Raw genomic sequence first — 17,149 nt, forward strand, 5'->3', positions numbered from 1 at the left:
TGCAAGACGGCGCCGCATTATAACCAGCGTTCTGTCCTTGAGGGGTACTGCGCCAGTGGTTGTAGGACGCAGGTCTGCTGGTGGTCGAGGAAAAATCTGCTAACAATGCACACGGTGCGTATAACGGCAGCTAGGCCATAATGCGCGCCGAGATAAGAGGAGCATCCAATGAGCAGCACTGCACAAACTGCTGAAGGCGAAAAAATTCTCATCGTTGACGACGATCCGGGGCTGAGCAGCCTGCTGGAGCGCTTCTTCAACTCCAAGGGCTACCGTGCCCGCGCGGTGCCGAACACCGAGCAGATGGACCGTCTGCTGGGGCGCGAAGTATTCAACCTGGTCGTACTTGACCTGATGCTGCCCGGCGAAGACGGCCTCACCGCCTGCAAACGCCTGCGTGGCGCGAACAACCAGATTCCGATCATCATGCTTACCGCCAAGGGCGATGAGCTGAGTCGCATCAAGGGCCTTGAACTGGGCGCTGATGATTACCTGGCCAAGCCGTTCAACCCTGACGAACTGATGGCCCGGGTCAAGGCCGTATTGCGTCGCCAGGCAGCCCCGGTACCGGGCGCGCCAGGCAGCGAAGACGAAAGCGTTACCTTTGGCGACTACGAGCTGTCGCTGGCGACCCGTGAACTCAAGCGTGGCGACGAAGTACACATGCTCACCACCGGCGAGTTCGCGGTACTCAAGGCCCTGGTGATGAACGCACGCCAGCCGCTGACCCGCGACAAGCTGATGAACCTGGCCCGTGGTCGGGAATGGGACGCGCTGGAGCGCTCCATCGACGTGCAGATATCCCGTCTGCGCCGGATGATCGAGCCGGACCCGTCCAAGCCTCGCTATATCCAGACAGTCTGGGGTGTGGGTTACGTGTTTGTGCCGGATGGCACAGCGACCAAGTGACCGATGACTTGCAGGTACGGGTATCCCGGCGTTTGACCCCTTGAGGGTCGACGGGATGCTCGGCGTCTGCAATTCTGCGAGCGCTGCTTTTTCCTGCCAGGTGTCCAGCTGTCTTTTATGAAAACCCCATTGTGGTTCCCACAAAGTTTCTTCTCGCGCACCCTTTGGCTGGTGTTGATCGTCGTTCTGTTTTCCAAGGCACTCACACTGGTTTATCTGCTGATGAACGAGGACGTGCTGGTGGACCGGCAATACAGCCACGGCGTCGCGCTGACGCTGCGTGCCTATTGGGCGGCCGACCCCGAAAACCGCGAGAAGATCGCCAAGGCCGCCACGCTGGTGCGTGTTGCCGGTGCAGGCGTGCCGGAGGGTGAGCAGCATTGGCCCTACAGCGAAATCTATCAGCGCCAGATGCAGGCCGAGCTCGGTGAAGACACCGAGGTGCGCTTGCGCATGCATGTGTCGCCTGCCTTGTGGGTGCGTGCGCCGAGTCTGGGTGAAGACTGGCTGAAAGTGCCGCTGTATCCGCACCCGTTGCGCGGCCAGAAGATCTGGAACGTGCTTGGCTGGTTTCTGGCGATCGGTTTGCTCTCCACCGCCTCCGCGTGGATTTTTGTGCGTCAGCTCAACCAGCCGCTTAAGCGCCTGGTATTCGCCGCCCGCCAACTCGGCCAGGGACGCAGTGTGCGGCTACCGGTGAGTGACACACCCAGCGAAATGACCGAGGTGTACGGTGCGTTCAACCAGATGGCGGAAGACGTCGAACAGGCCGGGCGCGAGCGGGAGCTGATGCTGGCGGGGGTGTCCCATGACCTGCGAACGCCGCTGACGCGCTTGCGGCTGTCGCTGGAATTGATGGGCAATCACAGCGACCTGACGGACGACATGGTTCGCGACATCGAGGACATGGATGCGATTCTGGATCAGTTTCTGGCGTTTATCCGCGACGGCCGTGATGAACTGGTTGAAGAAGTCGACCTGACGGACCTGGTACGTGAAGTCGTGGCGCCCTACAACCAGAACGGCGAACAGGTGCGCACGCGCCTGGAGCCGATCCAGCCGTTTGCTTTGCGCAGGGTTTCGATGAAGCGCCTGCTGAACAATCTGATCGGCAACGCCTTGCACCATGCCGGTTCCGATGTGGAGGTGGCAGCCTATGTGTCCGGGGAAAGTACGGCACCCTATGTGGTGCTGAGCGTGATGGACCGCGGCGCCGGTATCGATCCCGCCGAACTGGAAGGCATTTTCAACCCGTTCACCCGTGGTGACCGTGCCCGTGGCGGCAAAGGCACGGGGCTGGGACTGGCGATTGTGCGGCGGATTGCGTCGATGCATGGCGGCAATGTTGAACTGCGCAACCGTGAGGACGGTGGGTTGGAGGCGCGGGTGCGCTTGCCGTTGGGGCTAATGTTGCCAAGAGACGCTGTTTGACGAGCAGCACAGGGTAATAAATGTGGGAGGGGGCTTGCTCCCGATAGCGATGTCTCAGTCAAAAATGTTTGACTGACACTCTGCTGTCGGGAGCAAGCCCCCTCCCACATTTGGTTTTATGGTGTGTCAGAGGAGGAAGGGTTTCAGCCCTTGCCCTTGGTCCTGGTCATGTTCGGGCCACCATTCTTTTCCAGGTGCTGAATGATGATCCCCGCCACGTCCTTGCCTGTGGTGGTCTCGATCCCCTCCAGCCCTGGCGATGAGTTCACCTCCATCACCAGCGGGCCATGGTTGGAGCGCAGGATATCCACACCCGCCACGGCCAGCCCCATCACCTTGGCTGCGCGTAATGCGGTCATGCGTTCTTCCGGGGTGATCTTGATCAGGCTGGCGCTGCCACCACGGTGCAGATTGGAGCGGAATTCGCCCGGTTTGGCCTGGCGCTTCATTGCGGCAATCACCTTGTCACCCACCACGAAGCAGCGAATATCCGCGCCGCCGGCCTCCTTGATGTATTCCTGCACCATGATGTTTTGCTTGAGGCCCATAAACGCCTCGATCACCGACTCGGCGGCAGTCGCCGTTTCACACAGCACCACGCCGATGCCCTGGGTCCCCTCCAGCACCTTGATCACCAGCGGTGCGCCGTTGACCATTTCGATCAGGTCCGGGATGTCGTCGGGTGAGTGGGCAAAACCGGTGACCGGCAGGCCGATGCCACGGCGCGACAGCAGTTGCAGCGAGCGTAACTTGTCCCGCGAGCGGGCAATGGCCACGGACTCATTGAGGGGGAACACCCCCATCATTTCAAACTGGCGCAGCACCGCGCAGCCGTAGAAGGTCACCGATGCGCCGATGCGCGGGATCACTGCATCAAACCCTTCCAGCGGCTTGCCCCGGTAGTGGATCTGCGGCTTGTGGCTGGCAATGTTCATATAGGCACGCAACGTGTCGATCACCACCATTTCGTGGCCACGTTCGGTGCCGGCCTCAACCAGGCGGCGGGTGGAATACAGACGCGGGTTTCGCGACAGCACAGCAATCTTCATGCAGCACCTGGGGCAGAAATAGTAGAGACCGGGAACACCGGCTTGTCTTGAACGTACTTGACGCCGGGACTGACCACCAATTGGCCGTCAATCAGCGCCTTGGAGCCTAGCAACAGGCGGTAACGCATGGCTTTGCGGCAAGCCAGGGTGAACTCCACGCGCCACACCCGATCACCCAACGCCAGCGTGGTGCTGATCACATAGCGCACCTGCGCGTGACCGTTGGAGCTCTTGATGGTCTTCATGGTCACCAGCGGCGCCTCGCAGCGGCGATGACGCAGTTGCACGACGGTGCCCAGGTGTGCGGTAAAGCGTACCCACTGCGCACCATCGCGCTCAAACGGCTCGATATCGGTGGCGTGCAGGCTCGAGGTACTGGCCCCGGTGTCGATCTTCGCGCGCAGGCCCGCCACCCCCAGATCGGGAAGGGCCACCCATTCACGCAGACCCACAACGGTCAAATGGTCAAATGTCTTCAATATAGATAACCGGTCAATTCGCCCAGGCTTGAGGAGCAACCTTGGCCAGGGCGTTGAATGCGGGCCTGGCGAACCAGTAGCCCTGCATCAGAAATATTCCACAGTCGGACAGGAAATCGCGCTCGCCGGCACTCTCGATGCCCTCGGCGATGACAGTAACCCCCAACTGCTCACAGATTGTGACAATCCCCCGGACGATCACCTGACGGACACGGTCCTTGTCGATATCGCGGATCAGCGCCATGTCGAGTTTGATCAGGTCAGGTTGGAAATCGGCCAGCAGATTCAGCCCCGAATAGCCCGCGCCGAAATCGTCGATGGCGGTCTTGAAGCCGAATTCGCGGTATTCACGCAGAATATTGGTCAAATGGCGATAGTTATCGACGTACTCGCTTTCCAGCGTCTCGAAAATCAGCCGGTTCAGCGGAAAATTGTGTGCCCGCGCCGCCTCCAGGGTACTGCGGATACACAGCTCCGGCCGATACACCGCGTTGGGCATGAAGTTGATTGAAAGATGGCTCTGCATGTCCAGCGCCGCCGCGCGGGCGATGGCCTGGGTGCGGCAGCGCTGGTCGAAGCGGTAGCGGTTGCCGTCATTGACCTGGTTCAGCACCGAGAGCGCGCCTTCACCGTGAGGGCCTCGCACCAGCGCCTCGTGGGCAAAAATGGAATGATCGCGCAGGTCTACGATAGGCTGGTAGGCGAAGGCAAAGTCGAAGCTCAGCGGCTCGCTTTGCTGGCAACCCACGCAACGCTGATTGGGCGAGGTGAGTGAAGTGGGGAAGTCGGTCACAGCGTATCCTCGCGAAAACAGGGTGCTACCCGGCGTATCTTAGGTGAGCCTTGGGGTTTATGCGTCGAAGGGTTTCGACGGTAAGGTTGCGACATTTTTCAGAGCGAGGAATTCAAGTGGCTCAGAAGCAGGAAGAGGAAGAAAAGGTCCGTTTGGACAAGTGGCTGTGGGCGGCGCGGTTCTATAAAACCCGTGCCCTGGCCAAGGCTGCCATCGAGAGCGGCAAGGTGCACCATCGCGGCGAACGCTGCAAGCCGGGCAAGGAACCGCGTGTCGGTGACGAGTTTCAGATTCGTACAGGGTTTGATGAAAAAACCATCGTGGTGCAGGCGCTTTCTATCGTGCGCCGTGGCGCTCCCGAGGCGCAGGCACTGTACGCCGAGACCGAGGCGAGCATCGCCAAACGTGAAAACGCTGCGGCCATGCGCAAGGCCGGGGCGTCAGGCCTGACCACGGATGGCAAGCCGAGCAAGAAGCAGCGTCGCGATCTGTTCAAGTTTCGCGGCAGCGGCAATGACGACTGATCTCGCGGTTCAAATGTGGGAGGGGGCTTGCTCCCGACTGCGGTGTATCAGTCACCTTTGCATGCCCTGACACTCCCTCATCGGGAGCAAGCCCCTCCCACATTACAGGCTCGGCGTTACGCAGTTTGTCGTATGACACTCAATCGCCCAATCACCGGCAGCTTACCCAGCAACCCGAAGACCGGCGCCGTCACGCGCAGCAACGCCCCCGACACCTTCGCCGCAAAAGGTGTGTAATACCCCCATCCCAATGCGAGCAATGCCAGCAAAACGCCACCGATATAATCGTCCTGCCCCCAATGTGCGCCCGCCACCAGGCGCGGCATCATGAACAGCAGCGCCAGGCCCCAGATCACCAGCACCTGGCCGATGTTACGGGCAAACACCGTCATGAACATGCCCCAGATCAGCAGCACCGAAGCATGATCCCCTGGGAAACTCTGGCTCGAACGGTCCTTCAGCTCCCAGGTCTTCTCAAGCCCGGGGAAGTAGTCGCTCATCTGCACGGCACCGCCGATCACCATCGACGGGCTGCTGTGTTGCCAGCCCATGTGCGCGGCGAGTTTGGAAAACAGCATGCGGATAAACAGCAGCAACAGCAGAATACCGAGAAAGCCAAAGAAAGCCTGGCGTACCTGTACCGTCTTGAACACCCAGTCACCGCGAACCAGCAGCGCCAGCAAAATCACGCCAACCACCGCATCAAAAGGGCGCAGACTGGCCACGGCCCACATGTGCAGCCAGGTTGCGCTGGTCGCCAGTGGGTCATTGAGCAGGTGAAACAGCCATTCGTCGAAAATCACACACAGCATCTGGCCCGTGGGCCACAGCCAAAAACACAGCAGTCCGATAGCGAGTAGATTGCAAAGAGCCCATCGCCGGAGGTTCCACTTGGCTTGGAACAAACCCGGATTGTTCATAAACTGTCCCTCTTCGCTCTAGTAAGTTCTCTGTTTCCAGGAGAAAACCGCACCAAGATGGTGCTAAAGCGTTTAATTTTATAAACGTTGTAATCATTTTGTCATCAATTCAGATACCCAGACCTATGACTGATCTACCGGATACCGACTTCACCCAACGCTTCATCTTCGACGAGAACGACGCCCGCGGCGAACTGGTCTCGCTGGAGCGCAGCTATGCCGAAGTCCTCGCCAAGCACGCCTATCCGGAGCCGGTCGCGCAATTGCTCGGTGAGTTGATGGCGGCTGCGGCGCTGCTGGTGGGCACCATGAAGTTCGATGGTTTGCTGATTTTGCAGGCCCGCTCCGAAGGCCCGATTCCCTTGCTGATGATCGAGTGTTCCAGCGAGCGCGACATCCGTGGCCTGGCCCGTTACGACGCCGACCTGATCGCCCCTGACGCCACGTTGAGCGACTTGATGCCCAACGGCGTGCTGGCGCTGACCGTCGATCCCACGGTCGGCCAGCGCTATCAAGGCATTGTCGACCTCGATGGCGACACCCTGTCGGACTGCTTCACCAACTATTTCGTGATGTCCCAGCAGGTCGGCACCAGGTTCTGGCTCAACGCCGACGGCAAGCGCGCCCGTGGCCTGCTGCTGCAACAACTGCCGGCGGACCGCATCAAGGACGACGATGACCGCGCCGAAAGCTGGCGCAACCTCACCGCCCTGGCCGGCACTCTCACGGCGGAAGAGCTGCTGGGCCTGGATAACCCGACCATCCTGCACCGCCTTTACCACGAAGAAGCCGTGCGCCTGTTCGACCCGCAAACCCTGCGTTTCCACTGCAGCTGCTCGCGCGAGCGTTCCGGCAACGCGCTGGTCAGCCTGGGACTGGAAGATGCACAGAATCTGGTAGTCGAACACGGCGGCCATATCGAGATCGATTGCCAGTTCTGCAACCAGCGCTACCTGTTCGATGCGGCCGATGTTGCTCAATTATTCGCCGGCGCAGGCATCGATACCCCTTCCGACACCCGCCACTAAAACGTTTAAGCACAGGTAAATCACCTGAGAAATGCCGAGATAGCGCTGTTCTGACGGGAGGGCCCTACTCTTTTTGGGCTTTTCTGGCATAATCCGGCCCACTTTTTTCGCGGTAGTAGTGCGCAACTTTCTACTACAAAACGTTTGGAGCACTCGGCCATAGGCCGACGGGGAACCTCATGACGCAAGCCAACAACGCCGTATACACCGATCTGAGTGTTGACGATCTGGTTAAAGAAGCCCTGCAGCGCGGTGAAGGCGTGCTTGCCGATACTGGCGCACTGGTCGTTGAAACCGGTCACCGTACCGGCCGTTCGCCGGTCGACCGTTTCATCGTTGAAGAGCCTTCCACTCAGGCTTCCATCGCCTGGGGCCCGATCAACCGCAAGTTCCCGGCCGACAAGTTCGATGCCCTGTGGGCTCGCGTCGAGGCATTCAACAACGCGCAAGAGCACTTCGTTTCCCACGTTCACGTAGGGGCCGCAGAAGACCACTACCTGGCCGTGAAAATGACCACCCAGACGGCCTGGCAGAACCTGTTCGGTCGCTGCCTGTTCATCAACCCGGCCCAGTACAACCCGGCCGGCCGTGAAGAGTGGCAAGTGCTCAACGTGGCCAACTTCGAGTGCGTGCCTGAGCGTGACGGCACCAACTCCGACGGTTGCGTGATCCTCAATTTCGCACAGAAAAAAGTACTGATCGCCGGCATGCGCTACGCCGGTGAAATGAAGAAAGCCATGTTCTCGGTGCAGAACTTCCTGCTGCCGGCCTCCGACGTGCTGCCGATGCACTGCGCCGCCAACATTGGCGAAGCAGGCGACGTGACGCTGTTCTTCGGCCTGTCGGGCACCGGCAAGACCACCCTGTCCGCCGACGAAAGCCGTTACCTGATCGGTGACGACGAACACGGTTGGGGCGAGGGCGTGGTGTTCAACATCGAAGGCGGTTGCTATGCCAAGTGCATCGACCTCTCCGAGAAGAACGAGCCGGTGATCTGGAAAGCCATCAAGCACGGCGCCGTGCTGGAAAACGTCGTCATCGACGAGGCCGGGCACGCCGACTACACCAACGTCAGCCTGACCCAGAACAGCCGCGCAGCCTACCCACTGGAGCACGTAGCCAAGCGTTCCGAAAAGAACCTGGGCGGCGAGCCAAACGCGGTGATCTTCCTGACCTGCGACCTGACCGGCGTACTGCCGCCCGTGTCGATCCTCAGCGAAGAACAAGCGGCCTACCACTTCCTGTCCGGCTACACCGCTCTGGTGGGCTCGACCGAAATGGGCTCCGGCGGCGGCATCAAGTCGACCTTCTCCACCTGCTTCGGCGCGCCGTTCTTCCCACGCCCGGCCGGCGAATACGCGGAGCTGCTGATCAAGCGCATCCGCGGCTTCGGCTCCAAGGTCTACCTGGTCAACACCGGCTGGACCGGCGGCGGCTACGGCGTCGGCAAACGCTTCAACATCCCGACCACTCGCGGCGTGATCGCCGCCATCCAGAGCGGCGCGTTGATCGGTGCCGAGACCGAGCACCTGGACACCATCAACCTGGACGTGCCGTTGGCGGTGCCGGGTGTCGAGACCGGTTTGCTGAACCCGCGTAATACCTGGGCCGACAAGGCTGCTTATGACGAAGCGGCGAAGGCGCTGGCCGGGTTGTTTGTCGAGAACTTCAAGAAGTTTGAAGTGAGTGATGCGATCAAGGCGGCGGGTCCCAAGTTGTAAGACTCGATCGTTATGAAAAAGCCGCCCTCATTGGGCGGCTTTTTTGTGCCTGCTCGCCAGGTCAATATGGATTCAGTGGCAGGAGGGAGCACGCCCCCTCCCACAGTTTTCATCTGTGATGCACTTAACTCAGGTTTTCCAGTGTCTGCGTGTCCCAGCTGTGGGTCTTGATGGCCAGGTAGAGCATGCCGATGGTCAGCGGGATCTTTTCACCACGGCCTTTGGCGCGGTGTTTGAGGAAGACGTCAAACACCGGCGGCTGGAAGTAACGGTAGGCATCGTAGTCGCCCAGGTCGACGGCGAAATCCTGCTCCAGCGCCTCCATCAATTGCCTGGCGTCGCCGCCGTCGCAGCCCAGGTCGAGATTGATCGCGGTTTGCAGGCGAAGGGTTTTATGTTGCGGCAATCCAATTTCTTCGTGCAGCAGTTGCAGGAGTTGCTGCATGTCGGAGTCTTCGGGGAAGTTGGGAGCCAGGTTCATGGTGTGGGTTCGCAGCAGTGGATGAGCATTACGTCGTTGGCGGTATCTGTTTCGGGTGATCAGGGCAGAAATAACCAGGAAGAGAGTCAGACTGATCCAGAAGATATATTCAGTCATTGAAGTGACCGCCCTGGCGTTGTCGGATTGTTCTTGAAGGGCGAATCACGGCAAATTTGAAACCGCAACGGTCGCTGTGTTGAGTCCTTTCGATGTTCACGGGCTTTACCGAGAAAGTGGAGAGAACGTTAGTTTCGGTCAGTAAGAGGGATATTCAATAGAGGGGTAAGCAGGTGTTTTTTGCAATTTGGGAAGCGGATTGCGCGGTATTTCGTCTTTTCCTACAGTGATTATCGGCATCTTCAGCTTGGCGTCGATCTTTCGGCCGCAACTGCCCAACTATGGGAGCGATCAGGATCTTGCAGGTGTGCTTATGCAGCGCTTGAAAATCGTTTCCAGCCCCCTGTAATCACACGCCACCGCGTCGATGTTCGCAGGTATCCACGCTACGTCTTTTACCAGCCACCAGTTCACCGAGAACCCCGCATTTACGATGATTTGTTCAAACAGGATCCGTTGTGCCCGGCCATTGCCTTCGCGAAAAGGGTGGATGACGTTGAGGTCGCCATAAACTTCAGCGATTCGAGTCACCAGTTCAGCCTGGGGGGCGCCGACAAACCAGTTCGCCTCTTCCATATGCCGAATAATCTTCTCCGCTTCCGGAAGGATACGCTCGGGCGTGCAGAACAGCGTGTCGCCTTTCTGGATATTGACGCTGCGCAGTTCGCCGGCCCAGTCGTAAATATCGCCAAATAAAGTGCGGTGAATGTTTTGCAGGCGATCAAGGTCGTAGGGCGGCGGGAAGAGGGGAAGATTGCCTATGGCGATTTCGGACAGTTCCCGCTCGGCTTCATGCAAGCGTGCTTCATCGAGCAAATCGAGGCGGTTGCGCAGGACGCTGCTACCGGGATAGCAGTAAGGATCCTGGCCCACCCCGTATTTGTCGAGCATCAGCGCGGGGTATTGCGGTACTTGGCAAGGACGGCTTCGCGAGTGGGCAGCGGTTTGTCGACGTCCGCCGGCTGGGTGTCGAACCCCTCCAGGCGCAAGCTGGCCAAGTAATTGGAACGGCGGATCTTGTGGTAATGATCCTGTTTTTGCTCAAACGTCAGTTCGCTCATCGCAGCGTACTCCTAGGTAGCAAGGCTTGATTGTAGCGCAATGCGTCTGCGCGAAGGCAGTCTTTGGATAGGCAAGATATGGTAGTTGTTCCTACAAGCTTGCGCGAATAGTCCTGCTTTCCACCCCGCTGTGTATCATCCTGTCTCTTTTTTCCACGCGACCTTTCTCGATTCGCTGACCCGGGTGAGCTACGTTTCTAAGCCACCCTCAGCGGTCAATGGAGTGACAGCCTATGCACGACACCCTCCAGCAGGTCTTTGGTTATCCACAGTTTCGTTCGGGCCAGGAAGAAGTGGTCAGCGCCGTGCTGGCCGGGCGCTCGGCGGCTGCTATTTTCCCCACCGGCTCCGGTAAATCCCTGTGCTATCAGCTGTCGGCGGTTTTGCTCCCGCACCTGACGCTGGTGGTTTCACCGCTGCTGGCGTTGATGCAGGATCAGTTGGGCTTTCTGCAGCGCCACGGGATTTCAGCCGGCAGCATCGATTCGGCGCAAAGTCGCGAGGACGCCAATGAGGTGATGGCGCGTGCGCGCTCCGGTGAGCTGAAGATCCTGATGATTTCCGTGGAGCGTCTGAAGAACGAGCGCTTTCGTAACTTCCTGCAAAGCGTGCCGATTTCATTGTTGGTGGTGGACGAAGCCCACTGTATTTCCGAGTGGGGCCACAACTTTCGTCCGGACTACCTGAAGCTGCCGGACTACCAACGCCAGTTCAATATCCCGCAAGCCCTTCTGCTGACGGCTACGGCAACGCCCAAGGTGATTGCCGACATGCAGGCCAAGTTCGCCATTGCGCCCGGCGATGTGATCACCACAGGCTTCTATCGGCCCAACCTCAACCTGTTGGTGGAGCCGGTGAGCGGCGCGAACAAACGCCGGCGCCTGGTGCAGTGGATGAGCGAGCGGCCCAACCAGCCGAGCATCGTCTATGTCACCCTGCAAAAAACCGCCGAGCAGATCGCCGAGCACCTGAACCGCAACGGCATCCAGGCCGAGGCGTATCACGCCGGCTTGCCGCACGATAAACGCGAGGGCATCCAGCAGCGATTCATGGGCGGGCGCTCCAATTGCATCGTTGCGACCATCGCGTTCGGCATGGGTATCGACAAGAGTGATATCCGCAACGTGGTGCACTTCGACCTGCCCAAGTCCATCGAGAACTACAGCCAGGAAATCGGCCGCGCAGGACGTGACGGGCAGCCATCGGACTGCCTGGTGCTGGCCAACCGTGACAGCCTCAACGTGCTGGAAAATTTCGTGTACGGCGACACGCCAGAGCAGGAAGGCATCCGCCGTGTGCTGGACGAGTTGCAGGCGTCACGCAGCGAGGGGCAGTGGGAGTTTTTGCTGCGCTCGCTGTCGGACCACAGCAATATCCGCGAGTTGCCGCTCAAGACCTTGCTGGTACAACTCGAACTCAAGGGCGTGATCGCGCCGCGCTATGCGTTTTATGCCGAGTACCGTTTCAAATACCTGATTGAGCCCGAGGCCTTGCTGGCGCGTTTTTCCGGCGAGCGGCAGCAGTTTGTCGCGGCAATCATCCAGGTGTGCAAGCGCGCCAAAACCTGGGCGACGGTGGATTTCGATGTGCTTTATCAACAGCATGGCGCTGAGCGCAATCGGGTCGTGAAGGCCCTGGATTACTTCCAGGAGCAGGGGCTGATCGAGCTGGAGAGCAAGCAGATGACCGAGGTCTACAGTTTGCTGAATACGGATTTCGACCCGCAGGTATTGAGCACCGAGTTATACACAGGCTTCAAGCAACACGAGGTGACGGAAGTGGCGCGTATTCACGCCATGCTTGATCTGTTCGCCACCGAACACTGCCTGGGGCAACGTCTGGCACAGTATTTCGGCGATGACCAGGCGCCGCACCGTTGTGGACATTGCTCGGTGTGCCACGGCCATATCGCGCACCTTCCACCGCCGCCTGGCCTGGCGCCGCTTGTGGATAAAAACTTCATGGGCCTGAGCGGTGATTTTATCCACAGGCATCATGAACACACCGGCGATTTGCCGGGCGCCGAACGGCTTACGCGTTTTCTCGGCGGCATCAGCGTGCCATTGTTTACCCGGTTGAAGGCGCGCAGCATTCCCGGGTTTGCCGCGCTGGAGGAGTATCCCTACGCAGAGGTTCGCGAGTGGGCCGATGCCCATTTGCAGGACCTGTAAACAGCCACCTTGAAGAGATTTGCCAATGCCTGACTCAGTGCCGAAACGCGCCGACTACGCTCATTTCCAGCCGATCATCACACGCTGGCACGACAATGATGTGTATGGCCATGTGAACAACGTCACCTACTACAGCTTTTTCGATACGGCGGTGAATACCTACCTGATCGAGCAAGGCGGGTTGGACATTCATGACGGCGAGGTGGTGGGCTTTGTGGTGAGTTCGGCGTGTGATTATTTTGCGTCGATTGCCTTTCCCGAGCGCATCGACGTCGGCCTGCGCGTGGGCAAGTTGGGCAACAGTTCGGTGCAGTATGAGGTGGCGGTGTTCAAGGCCGGCGAGGAAGAGGCCTGTGCGGCGGGGCGGTTTGTGCATGTATTCGTGGATCGGGCTTCGAACCGACCTGTGACGATCGCGCAGAAGTTGCGCGATGCGCTGCAGCGATTGGTTATTTAGCCGCAACACCACCGATCCAAATGTGGGAGGGAGCAAGCCCCTCCCACCCTGGATGTGCTGTGGTCTTCAGACCTCAGCGGTGACGATGGTGATGCTTGCGATGCCCATAGGCATGGCCACGGCCGCGATGGTCATCACGGTCATAACGGCGATTGTCGCGCCCACGGTAGCGGCGATCATCGTCATCACTCTTGTTGCCCATGTAGTTGCCCAGCGCGCCGCCAGCGCCGCCGCCGGCGGCTGCGCCAACCAGGCTGCCGGTGTTGCCGCCAACGCTGCGACCTACCACGTTGCCACCGGCCGCGCCCAACGCACCGCCGATGGCGGCTTCGCCACGGCTGCGTTTGTCGGCGCCCACCGCGCTGCCGCCCGCGCCACCCAGGGCTGCGCCGATGGCCGAACCTGTGTTGCCGCCGATCTGCTGGCCTACAACCGAACCCAGAACCCCACCCAATGCGCCGCCCACACCGGCTTCGGTGGTGCCACCTGCCATGGCTGCGCCGCTGGCGAGGCTAAAGGACAGCAAAAGAATCGAGGAGAACTTCATAGGGAGACCTCAAGAGGATGACGCCGCGATCCTGAGGTCGTGGGAGAGTGCTGACAATCGAAATCCGACCAGTGGCTATAGTTGTATACAATTCGCTAACTTGCTGTTTTGTATAGGGAACTTAAGTCGTTTTAGCCAGTCTCTATTGACTTCGGAACGGCCGCTTTTATACAAAAGCGGCCTTTTTTGTGCCTATGATTTATGCGGTGCGGGCCATGATCAAGCCGTTGTCACTCGCCGCTTCCAGGCGGATCGCCACGAACTTCGAGGTCGGCGTATGGCTGCCATCCCCGGTGCTTTCCAGCGGCACCAGCGGGTTCACTTCCGGGTAGTACGCGGCGGCCTGGCCGGCCGGAATATCAAAGGCCAGCAGGGTGAAGCCCTTTACGCGGCGCTCACGGCCGTCTTCCCACAGCGACACGATGTCGGCCTTCTGCCCCGGCTTGAAGCCCAGGCGGATGATGTCCGCTTCGTTGACGAACAGCACGTCACGTTGGCCTTTCACTCCACGATAACGGTCGTCCAGGCCATAAATGGTGGTGTTGTACTGATCGTGGGAGCGCATCGATTGCATGATCAGGTCTGGCACCCGGCCCGTGGCGTGGGTGCGTTCGTGGATCAGGTCCTTGGGCAGGATGTTCGCACGGAAGTTGGCGCGGCCCAGCGGGGTGTTCCAGCGACGCGCGCCGGCCGAGTTGCCGAGGTAGAAACCGCCGGGGTGCTTGATGCGTTCGTTGAAGTCCTTGAAGCCTGGGATGGTGTCGGCGATCAGGTCGCGAATGCGCCCGTAGTCGGCCACCAGCCAGTTCCAGTCCACCGGCTTGCTGCCCAGAGTGGCGGCGGCGATGCCGGCGATAATCGCTGGCTCCGATTTCATCAGCTTCGACAGCGGTTGCAGCTGGCCATTGGAGCCGTGAACCATGCTGAACGAATCCTCTACCGTTACCGCCTGCGGGCCGTCGGCCTGGATGTCGATGTCGGTACGGCCCAGGCACGGCAAAATCAGGGCGTCCTTACCATGCATCAGGTGGCTGCGGTTGAGCTTGGTGCTGATCTGCACGGTCAGGTCGCAATTGCGCAGCGCTTCGAAGGTGCGCGAACTGTCCGGCGTGGCCTGGGCGAAGTTACCGCCCAGGGCGATGAAGACTTTGGAGCGGCCTTCGAGCATGGCGTGAATCGCTTCCACCACGTTGTGGCCGTTGGTGCGTGGCACCTGGAACTGGAAGCGCCGCTCCAGGGAATCCAGAAACGCCACCGGTGGGCGCTCGTTGATGCCCATGGTGCGGTCGCCCTGCACGTTGCTGTGGCCACGCACCGGGCACAAGCCAGCGCCGGGGCGGCCAATGTTGCCGCGTAGCAGCATCAGGTTGGCGATTTCCTGGATGGTCGGCACCGAATGGCGATGCTGGGTGATGCCCATCGCCCAGCACATGATCACGTTCTTGCCCTTGGCGTACATGCGCGCGGCCTGCTCGATCTCGACCAGGGGGAGGCCGGACTGTTCGACGATTTCATCCCACGAGGTGTCGTCGATCCTGGCCAGGTAATCGAGCACGTTGGCGGTGTGTTCGTTGAGGAAGTCGTGGTCGAACACCGCTTCCTTGCCTTCGGCCTGGGCCTGGCGTTCCCACAGCAGCAGGAACTTGGCCATGCCGCGCAGGATGGCCATGTCGCCGCCCAGCGCGGGACGGAAGTAGGCGGTGTTGGTAGGTTTGTCACCGTTGGTAAGCATTTCCAGCGGATGCTGCGGGTGCTGGAAGCGTTCCAGACCGCGCTCTTTGAGCGGGTTGATGCACACCACCTGGGCGCCGCGTTTAACCGCTTCACGCAGCGGTTCGAGCATGCGCGGGTGGTTGGTGCCGGGGTTCTGGCCCCACACGAAGATCGCATCGGCATGTTCGAAGTCATCAAAGGTCACGGTGCCTTTGCCGACGCCCACGCTTTGCGCCAGGGCTACGCCACTGGCCTCGTGGCACATGTTCGAGCAATCCGGAAAGTTGTTGGTACCGTAGGCGCGCACGAACAGCTGATACAGGTACGCCGCTTCGTTGCTGGCGCGGCCCGAGGTGTAGAACTCGGCCATGTCCGGGCTGGGCAAAGCATTGAGATGCTTGCCAATCAGGTCGAATGCCGCTTCCCAGCTGACCGGCTGATAGCGGTCGGTTTCGGCGTTATAACGCATCGGCTCAGTCAGGCGGCCCTGGTACTCGAGCCAGTAGTCGCTCTGTTCCAGCAGCGCGGTGACGCTGTGCTTGGCAAAGAATGCCGCATCGACCCGGCGCTTGGTGGCCTCCCAGTTGACCGCCTTGGCGCCGTTTTCGCAGAACTTGACCATGCCGCTTTCCGGCGAGTCACCCCAGGCGCAGCCCGGGCAGTCGAATCCGCCGTTCTGGTTGGTCTTGAGCATCATGCGCAGGTTTTTCAGCGCATTGTCGCTGGTCAACCACGCCTGGGCCACGCTGATCAGTGCGCCCCAGCCGCCGGCCGGGCCTTTGTAGGGCTTGTAGCGTGGGGTCGGGGTTTGGTCGGCTTGATGATGATTGCTCACGGCTGGTTCTCCATCGCGGGGCTGTAGACCCGCGGCGCACTTTTCTGCGGCAGGTGGATGAGATTGAGGTTGTGCCGGCGCGCCCATTGCAGGGCCAGGCCGGTGGGCGACGACAGGCTGACCAGAGTCTGGATGCCCGCGCGCAGGACTTTCTGAATCAATTCGAGGCTGCAACGGCTGGTGACAATCGCCAGGCCGCCGTCGGTAGGGATCTTTTGGCGAATCAATGCACCGATCAACTTGTCGAGGGCGTTATGCCGGCCGATGTCTTCGCGGCCCAGCAGCAACTCGCCCTGGCCGTTCATGAACACCGCTGCGTGCACGGCGCCGCTGTGCTGGCCCAACGGCTGAAATGCGCTGATGCGTTGACGCAGACCGTTCAGCCAGTCAGCAGGCGGCAACGGCGCGCCGGGCAGTACGTTGAGGTCCGGCAAGGCTTGTTCCACCGCTTCGACGCCGCACAACCCACAGCCGCTGGTGCCTGCCAGTTGGCGGCGCTGCTGCTTGAGGTTCCAGAACGCACGGCTGGAAATCTGCACCTGAGCGTACTGCGCCGAACCGGAACCACTGAGTTTGAGGTCATAAATGTCGCTGACGTCGGCAATGATGCCGCTGCCCAGGCTGAAGCCGACGATAAAGTCTTCCAGGTCCGTTGGCGTCACCAGCATGACGGCCTGGCTGATGTCGTTGTAGGCAATCGCCAACGCCACTTCTTCGGCCAGCGCGGTGCTGGCGACTTCAGTGTGTTCAAGATTGCAGAACTGGTAGCTCTGGCTGGCCGCGGGCGCAGGTGTGTCGAGAGCGGGCGCCGCGCAGACCGGGTGCTTGGCGTTCATGGGGCAGTACCATCGGCGGATTGGTCAGTGCTTAGACTAGGCGCGACAAAGCGTCGCGTCTAATCGCCAGTACTGAT

Annotated in this window: 17 protein-coding genes; 7 read left to right on the forward strand and 10 right to left on the reverse strand. The window is 60.1% G+C overall.

Annotated elements, in window-relative coordinates; translation table 11 throughout:
- Positions 1 to 168 precede the first annotated feature (168 nt).
- Both ompR and LUB09_RS12045 read left to right on the forward strand, forming a co-directional pair.
- Positions 169 to 909 carry an osmolarity response regulator transcription factor OmpR gene (ompR, locus tag LUB09_RS12040; RefSeq protein WP_003213175.1) on the forward strand — a complete coding sequence of 247 codons (741 nt, stop codon included), beginning with the start codon at positions 169 to 171 and terminating at the stop codon, positions 907 to 909.
- A gap of 117 nt (positions 910 to 1,026) precedes the next feature.
- Positions 1,027 to 2,340 carry an ATP-binding protein gene (locus LUB09_RS12045; protein ID WP_231422670.1) on the forward strand — a complete coding sequence of 438 codons (1,314 nt, stop codon included), beginning with the start codon at positions 1,027 to 1,029 and terminating at the stop codon, positions 2,338 to 2,340.
- A gap of 143 nt (positions 2,341 to 2,483) precedes the next feature.
- Here the strand turns inward: LUB09_RS12045 and rimK are convergent, their stop codons facing one another.
- From rimK to rimA, 3 genes are read right to left on the reverse strand one after another with little or no spacing between them, the layout of a single operon-like run.
- Positions 2,484 to 3,389, reverse strand: a complete 906-nt coding sequence (gene rimK / locus LUB09_RS12050) for a 30S ribosomal protein S6--L-glutamate ligase (RefSeq protein ID WP_003171022.1) — start codon at positions 3,387 to 3,389, stop codon at positions 2,484 to 2,486.
- The gene (gene rimB, locus LUB09_RS12055; protein WP_057009853.1) at positions 3,386 to 3,868 is read right to left on the reverse strand and encodes a retropepsin-like aspartic endopeptidase RimB; all 483 of its coding nucleotides are present in this window, start codon (positions 3,866 to 3,868) and stop codon (positions 3,386 to 3,388) included. Before rimB ends, rimK begins: the two co-directional genes overlap by 4 nt.
- A gap of 13 nt (positions 3,869 to 3,881) precedes the next feature.
- Positions 3,882 to 4,661, reverse strand: a complete 780-nt coding sequence (gene rimA, locus LUB09_RS12060) for a S6 modification regulatory phosphodiesterase RimA (RefSeq protein WP_209987279.1) — start codon at positions 4,659 to 4,661, stop codon at positions 3,882 to 3,884.
- 116 nt (positions 4,662 to 4,777) lie between these two features.
- Here rimA and LUB09_RS12065 point away from each other — a divergent pair, with 116 nt between their 5' ends.
- Complete coding sequence (locus LUB09_RS12065) at positions 4,778 to 5,185, forward strand: RNA-binding S4 domain-containing protein (protein ID WP_003236026.1); 408 nt, start codon at positions 4,778 to 4,780, stop codon at positions 5,183 to 5,185.
- Positions 5,186 to 5,301: 116 nt separating this feature from the next.
- Here the strand turns inward: LUB09_RS12065 and LUB09_RS12070 are convergent, their stop codons facing one another.
- Positions 5,302 to 6,105, reverse strand: a complete 804-nt coding sequence (locus LUB09_RS12070) for a phosphatase PAP2 family protein (RefSeq protein WP_231422671.1) — start codon at positions 6,103 to 6,105, stop codon at positions 5,302 to 5,304.
- A gap of 125 nt (positions 6,106 to 6,230) precedes the next feature.
- Here LUB09_RS12070 and hslO point away from each other — a divergent pair, with 125 nt between their 5' ends.
- Positions 6,231 to 7,133 carry an Hsp33 family molecular chaperone HslO gene (hslO, locus tag LUB09_RS12075; RefSeq protein ID WP_209987286.1) on the forward strand — a complete coding sequence of 301 codons (903 nt, stop codon included), beginning with the start codon at positions 6,231 to 6,233 and terminating at the stop codon, positions 7,131 to 7,133.
- A gap of 179 nt (positions 7,134 to 7,312) precedes the next feature.
- On the forward strand, positions 7,313 to 8,854 hold the full coding sequence (locus tag LUB09_RS12080; RefSeq protein WP_209987288.1) for a phosphoenolpyruvate carboxykinase: 1,542 nt from the start codon (positions 7,313 to 7,315) through the stop codon (positions 8,852 to 8,854).
- A 124-nt stretch (positions 8,855 to 8,978) separates the two neighbouring features.
- On the opposite strand, the gene LUB09_RS12085 is transcribed toward LUB09_RS12080, so the two are convergent.
- From LUB09_RS12085 to LUB09_RS12095, 3 genes are all read right to left on the reverse strand, one after another.
- The gene (locus LUB09_RS12085; protein ID WP_209990613.1) at positions 8,979 to 9,335 is read right to left on the reverse strand and encodes a DUF1493 family protein; all 357 of its coding nucleotides are present in this window, start codon (positions 9,333 to 9,335) and stop codon (positions 8,979 to 8,981) included.
- 408 nt (positions 9,336 to 9,743) lie between these two features.
- Positions 9,744 to 10,343 carry a putative adenosine monophosphate-protein transferase Fic gene (locus tag LUB09_RS12090; RefSeq protein WP_231422672.1) on the reverse strand — a complete coding sequence of 200 codons (600 nt, stop codon included), beginning with the start codon at positions 10,341 to 10,343 and terminating at the stop codon, positions 9,744 to 9,746.
- The gene (locus LUB09_RS12095; RefSeq protein WP_003236014.1) at positions 10,343 to 10,513 is read right to left on the reverse strand and encodes a YhfG family protein; all 171 of its coding nucleotides are present in this window, start codon (positions 10,511 to 10,513) and stop codon (positions 10,343 to 10,345) included. Before LUB09_RS12095 ends, LUB09_RS12090 begins: the two co-directional genes overlap by 1 nt.
- A gap of 233 nt (positions 10,514 to 10,746) precedes the next feature.
- Between LUB09_RS12095 and LUB09_RS12100 the strand changes: the two genes are divergently transcribed.
- Positions 10,747 to 12,684 (forward strand): RecQ family ATP-dependent DNA helicase, encoded by a 1,938-nt coding sequence (locus LUB09_RS12100; protein WP_231422673.1) that lies wholly within the window; start codon positions 10,747 to 10,749, stop codon positions 12,682 to 12,684.
- Positions 12,685 to 12,709: 25 nt separating this feature from the next.
- Entirely contained in the window at positions 12,710 to 13,141 is a 432-nt protein-coding gene (locus tag LUB09_RS12105; protein WP_231422674.1) for an acyl-CoA thioesterase, read from the forward strand.
- 73 nt (positions 13,142 to 13,214) lie between these two features.
- Here LUB09_RS12105 and LUB09_RS12110 read toward each other — a convergent pair whose 3' ends face one another.
- From LUB09_RS12110 to fdhD, 3 genes are all read right to left on the reverse strand, one after another.
- On the reverse strand, positions 13,215 to 13,688 hold the full coding sequence (locus LUB09_RS12110) for a glycine zipper domain-containing protein (RefSeq protein WP_209987301.1): 474 nt from the start codon (positions 13,686 to 13,688) through the stop codon (positions 13,215 to 13,217).
- 199 nt (positions 13,689 to 13,887) lie between these two features.
- On the reverse strand, positions 13,888 to 16,236 hold the full coding sequence (locus LUB09_RS12115) for an FdhF/YdeP family oxidoreductase (protein ID WP_231422675.1): 2,349 nt from the start codon (positions 16,234 to 16,236) through the stop codon (positions 13,888 to 13,890).
- Complete coding sequence (gene fdhD / locus LUB09_RS12120) at positions 16,233 to 17,072, reverse strand: formate dehydrogenase accessory sulfurtransferase FdhD (RefSeq protein WP_209987306.1); 840 nt, start codon at positions 17,070 to 17,072, stop codon at positions 16,233 to 16,235. The genes LUB09_RS12115 and fdhD overlap by 4 nt, the downstream gene beginning before the upstream one ends.
- Between the last annotated feature and the right edge of the window lie 77 nt (positions 17,073 to 17,149).

Origin of the sequence: Pseudomonas sp. Leaf59, assembly GCF_920984685.1 — a bacterium.
GTDB lineage: Bacteria > Pseudomonadota > Gammaproteobacteria > Pseudomonadales > Pseudomonadaceae > Aquipseudomonas.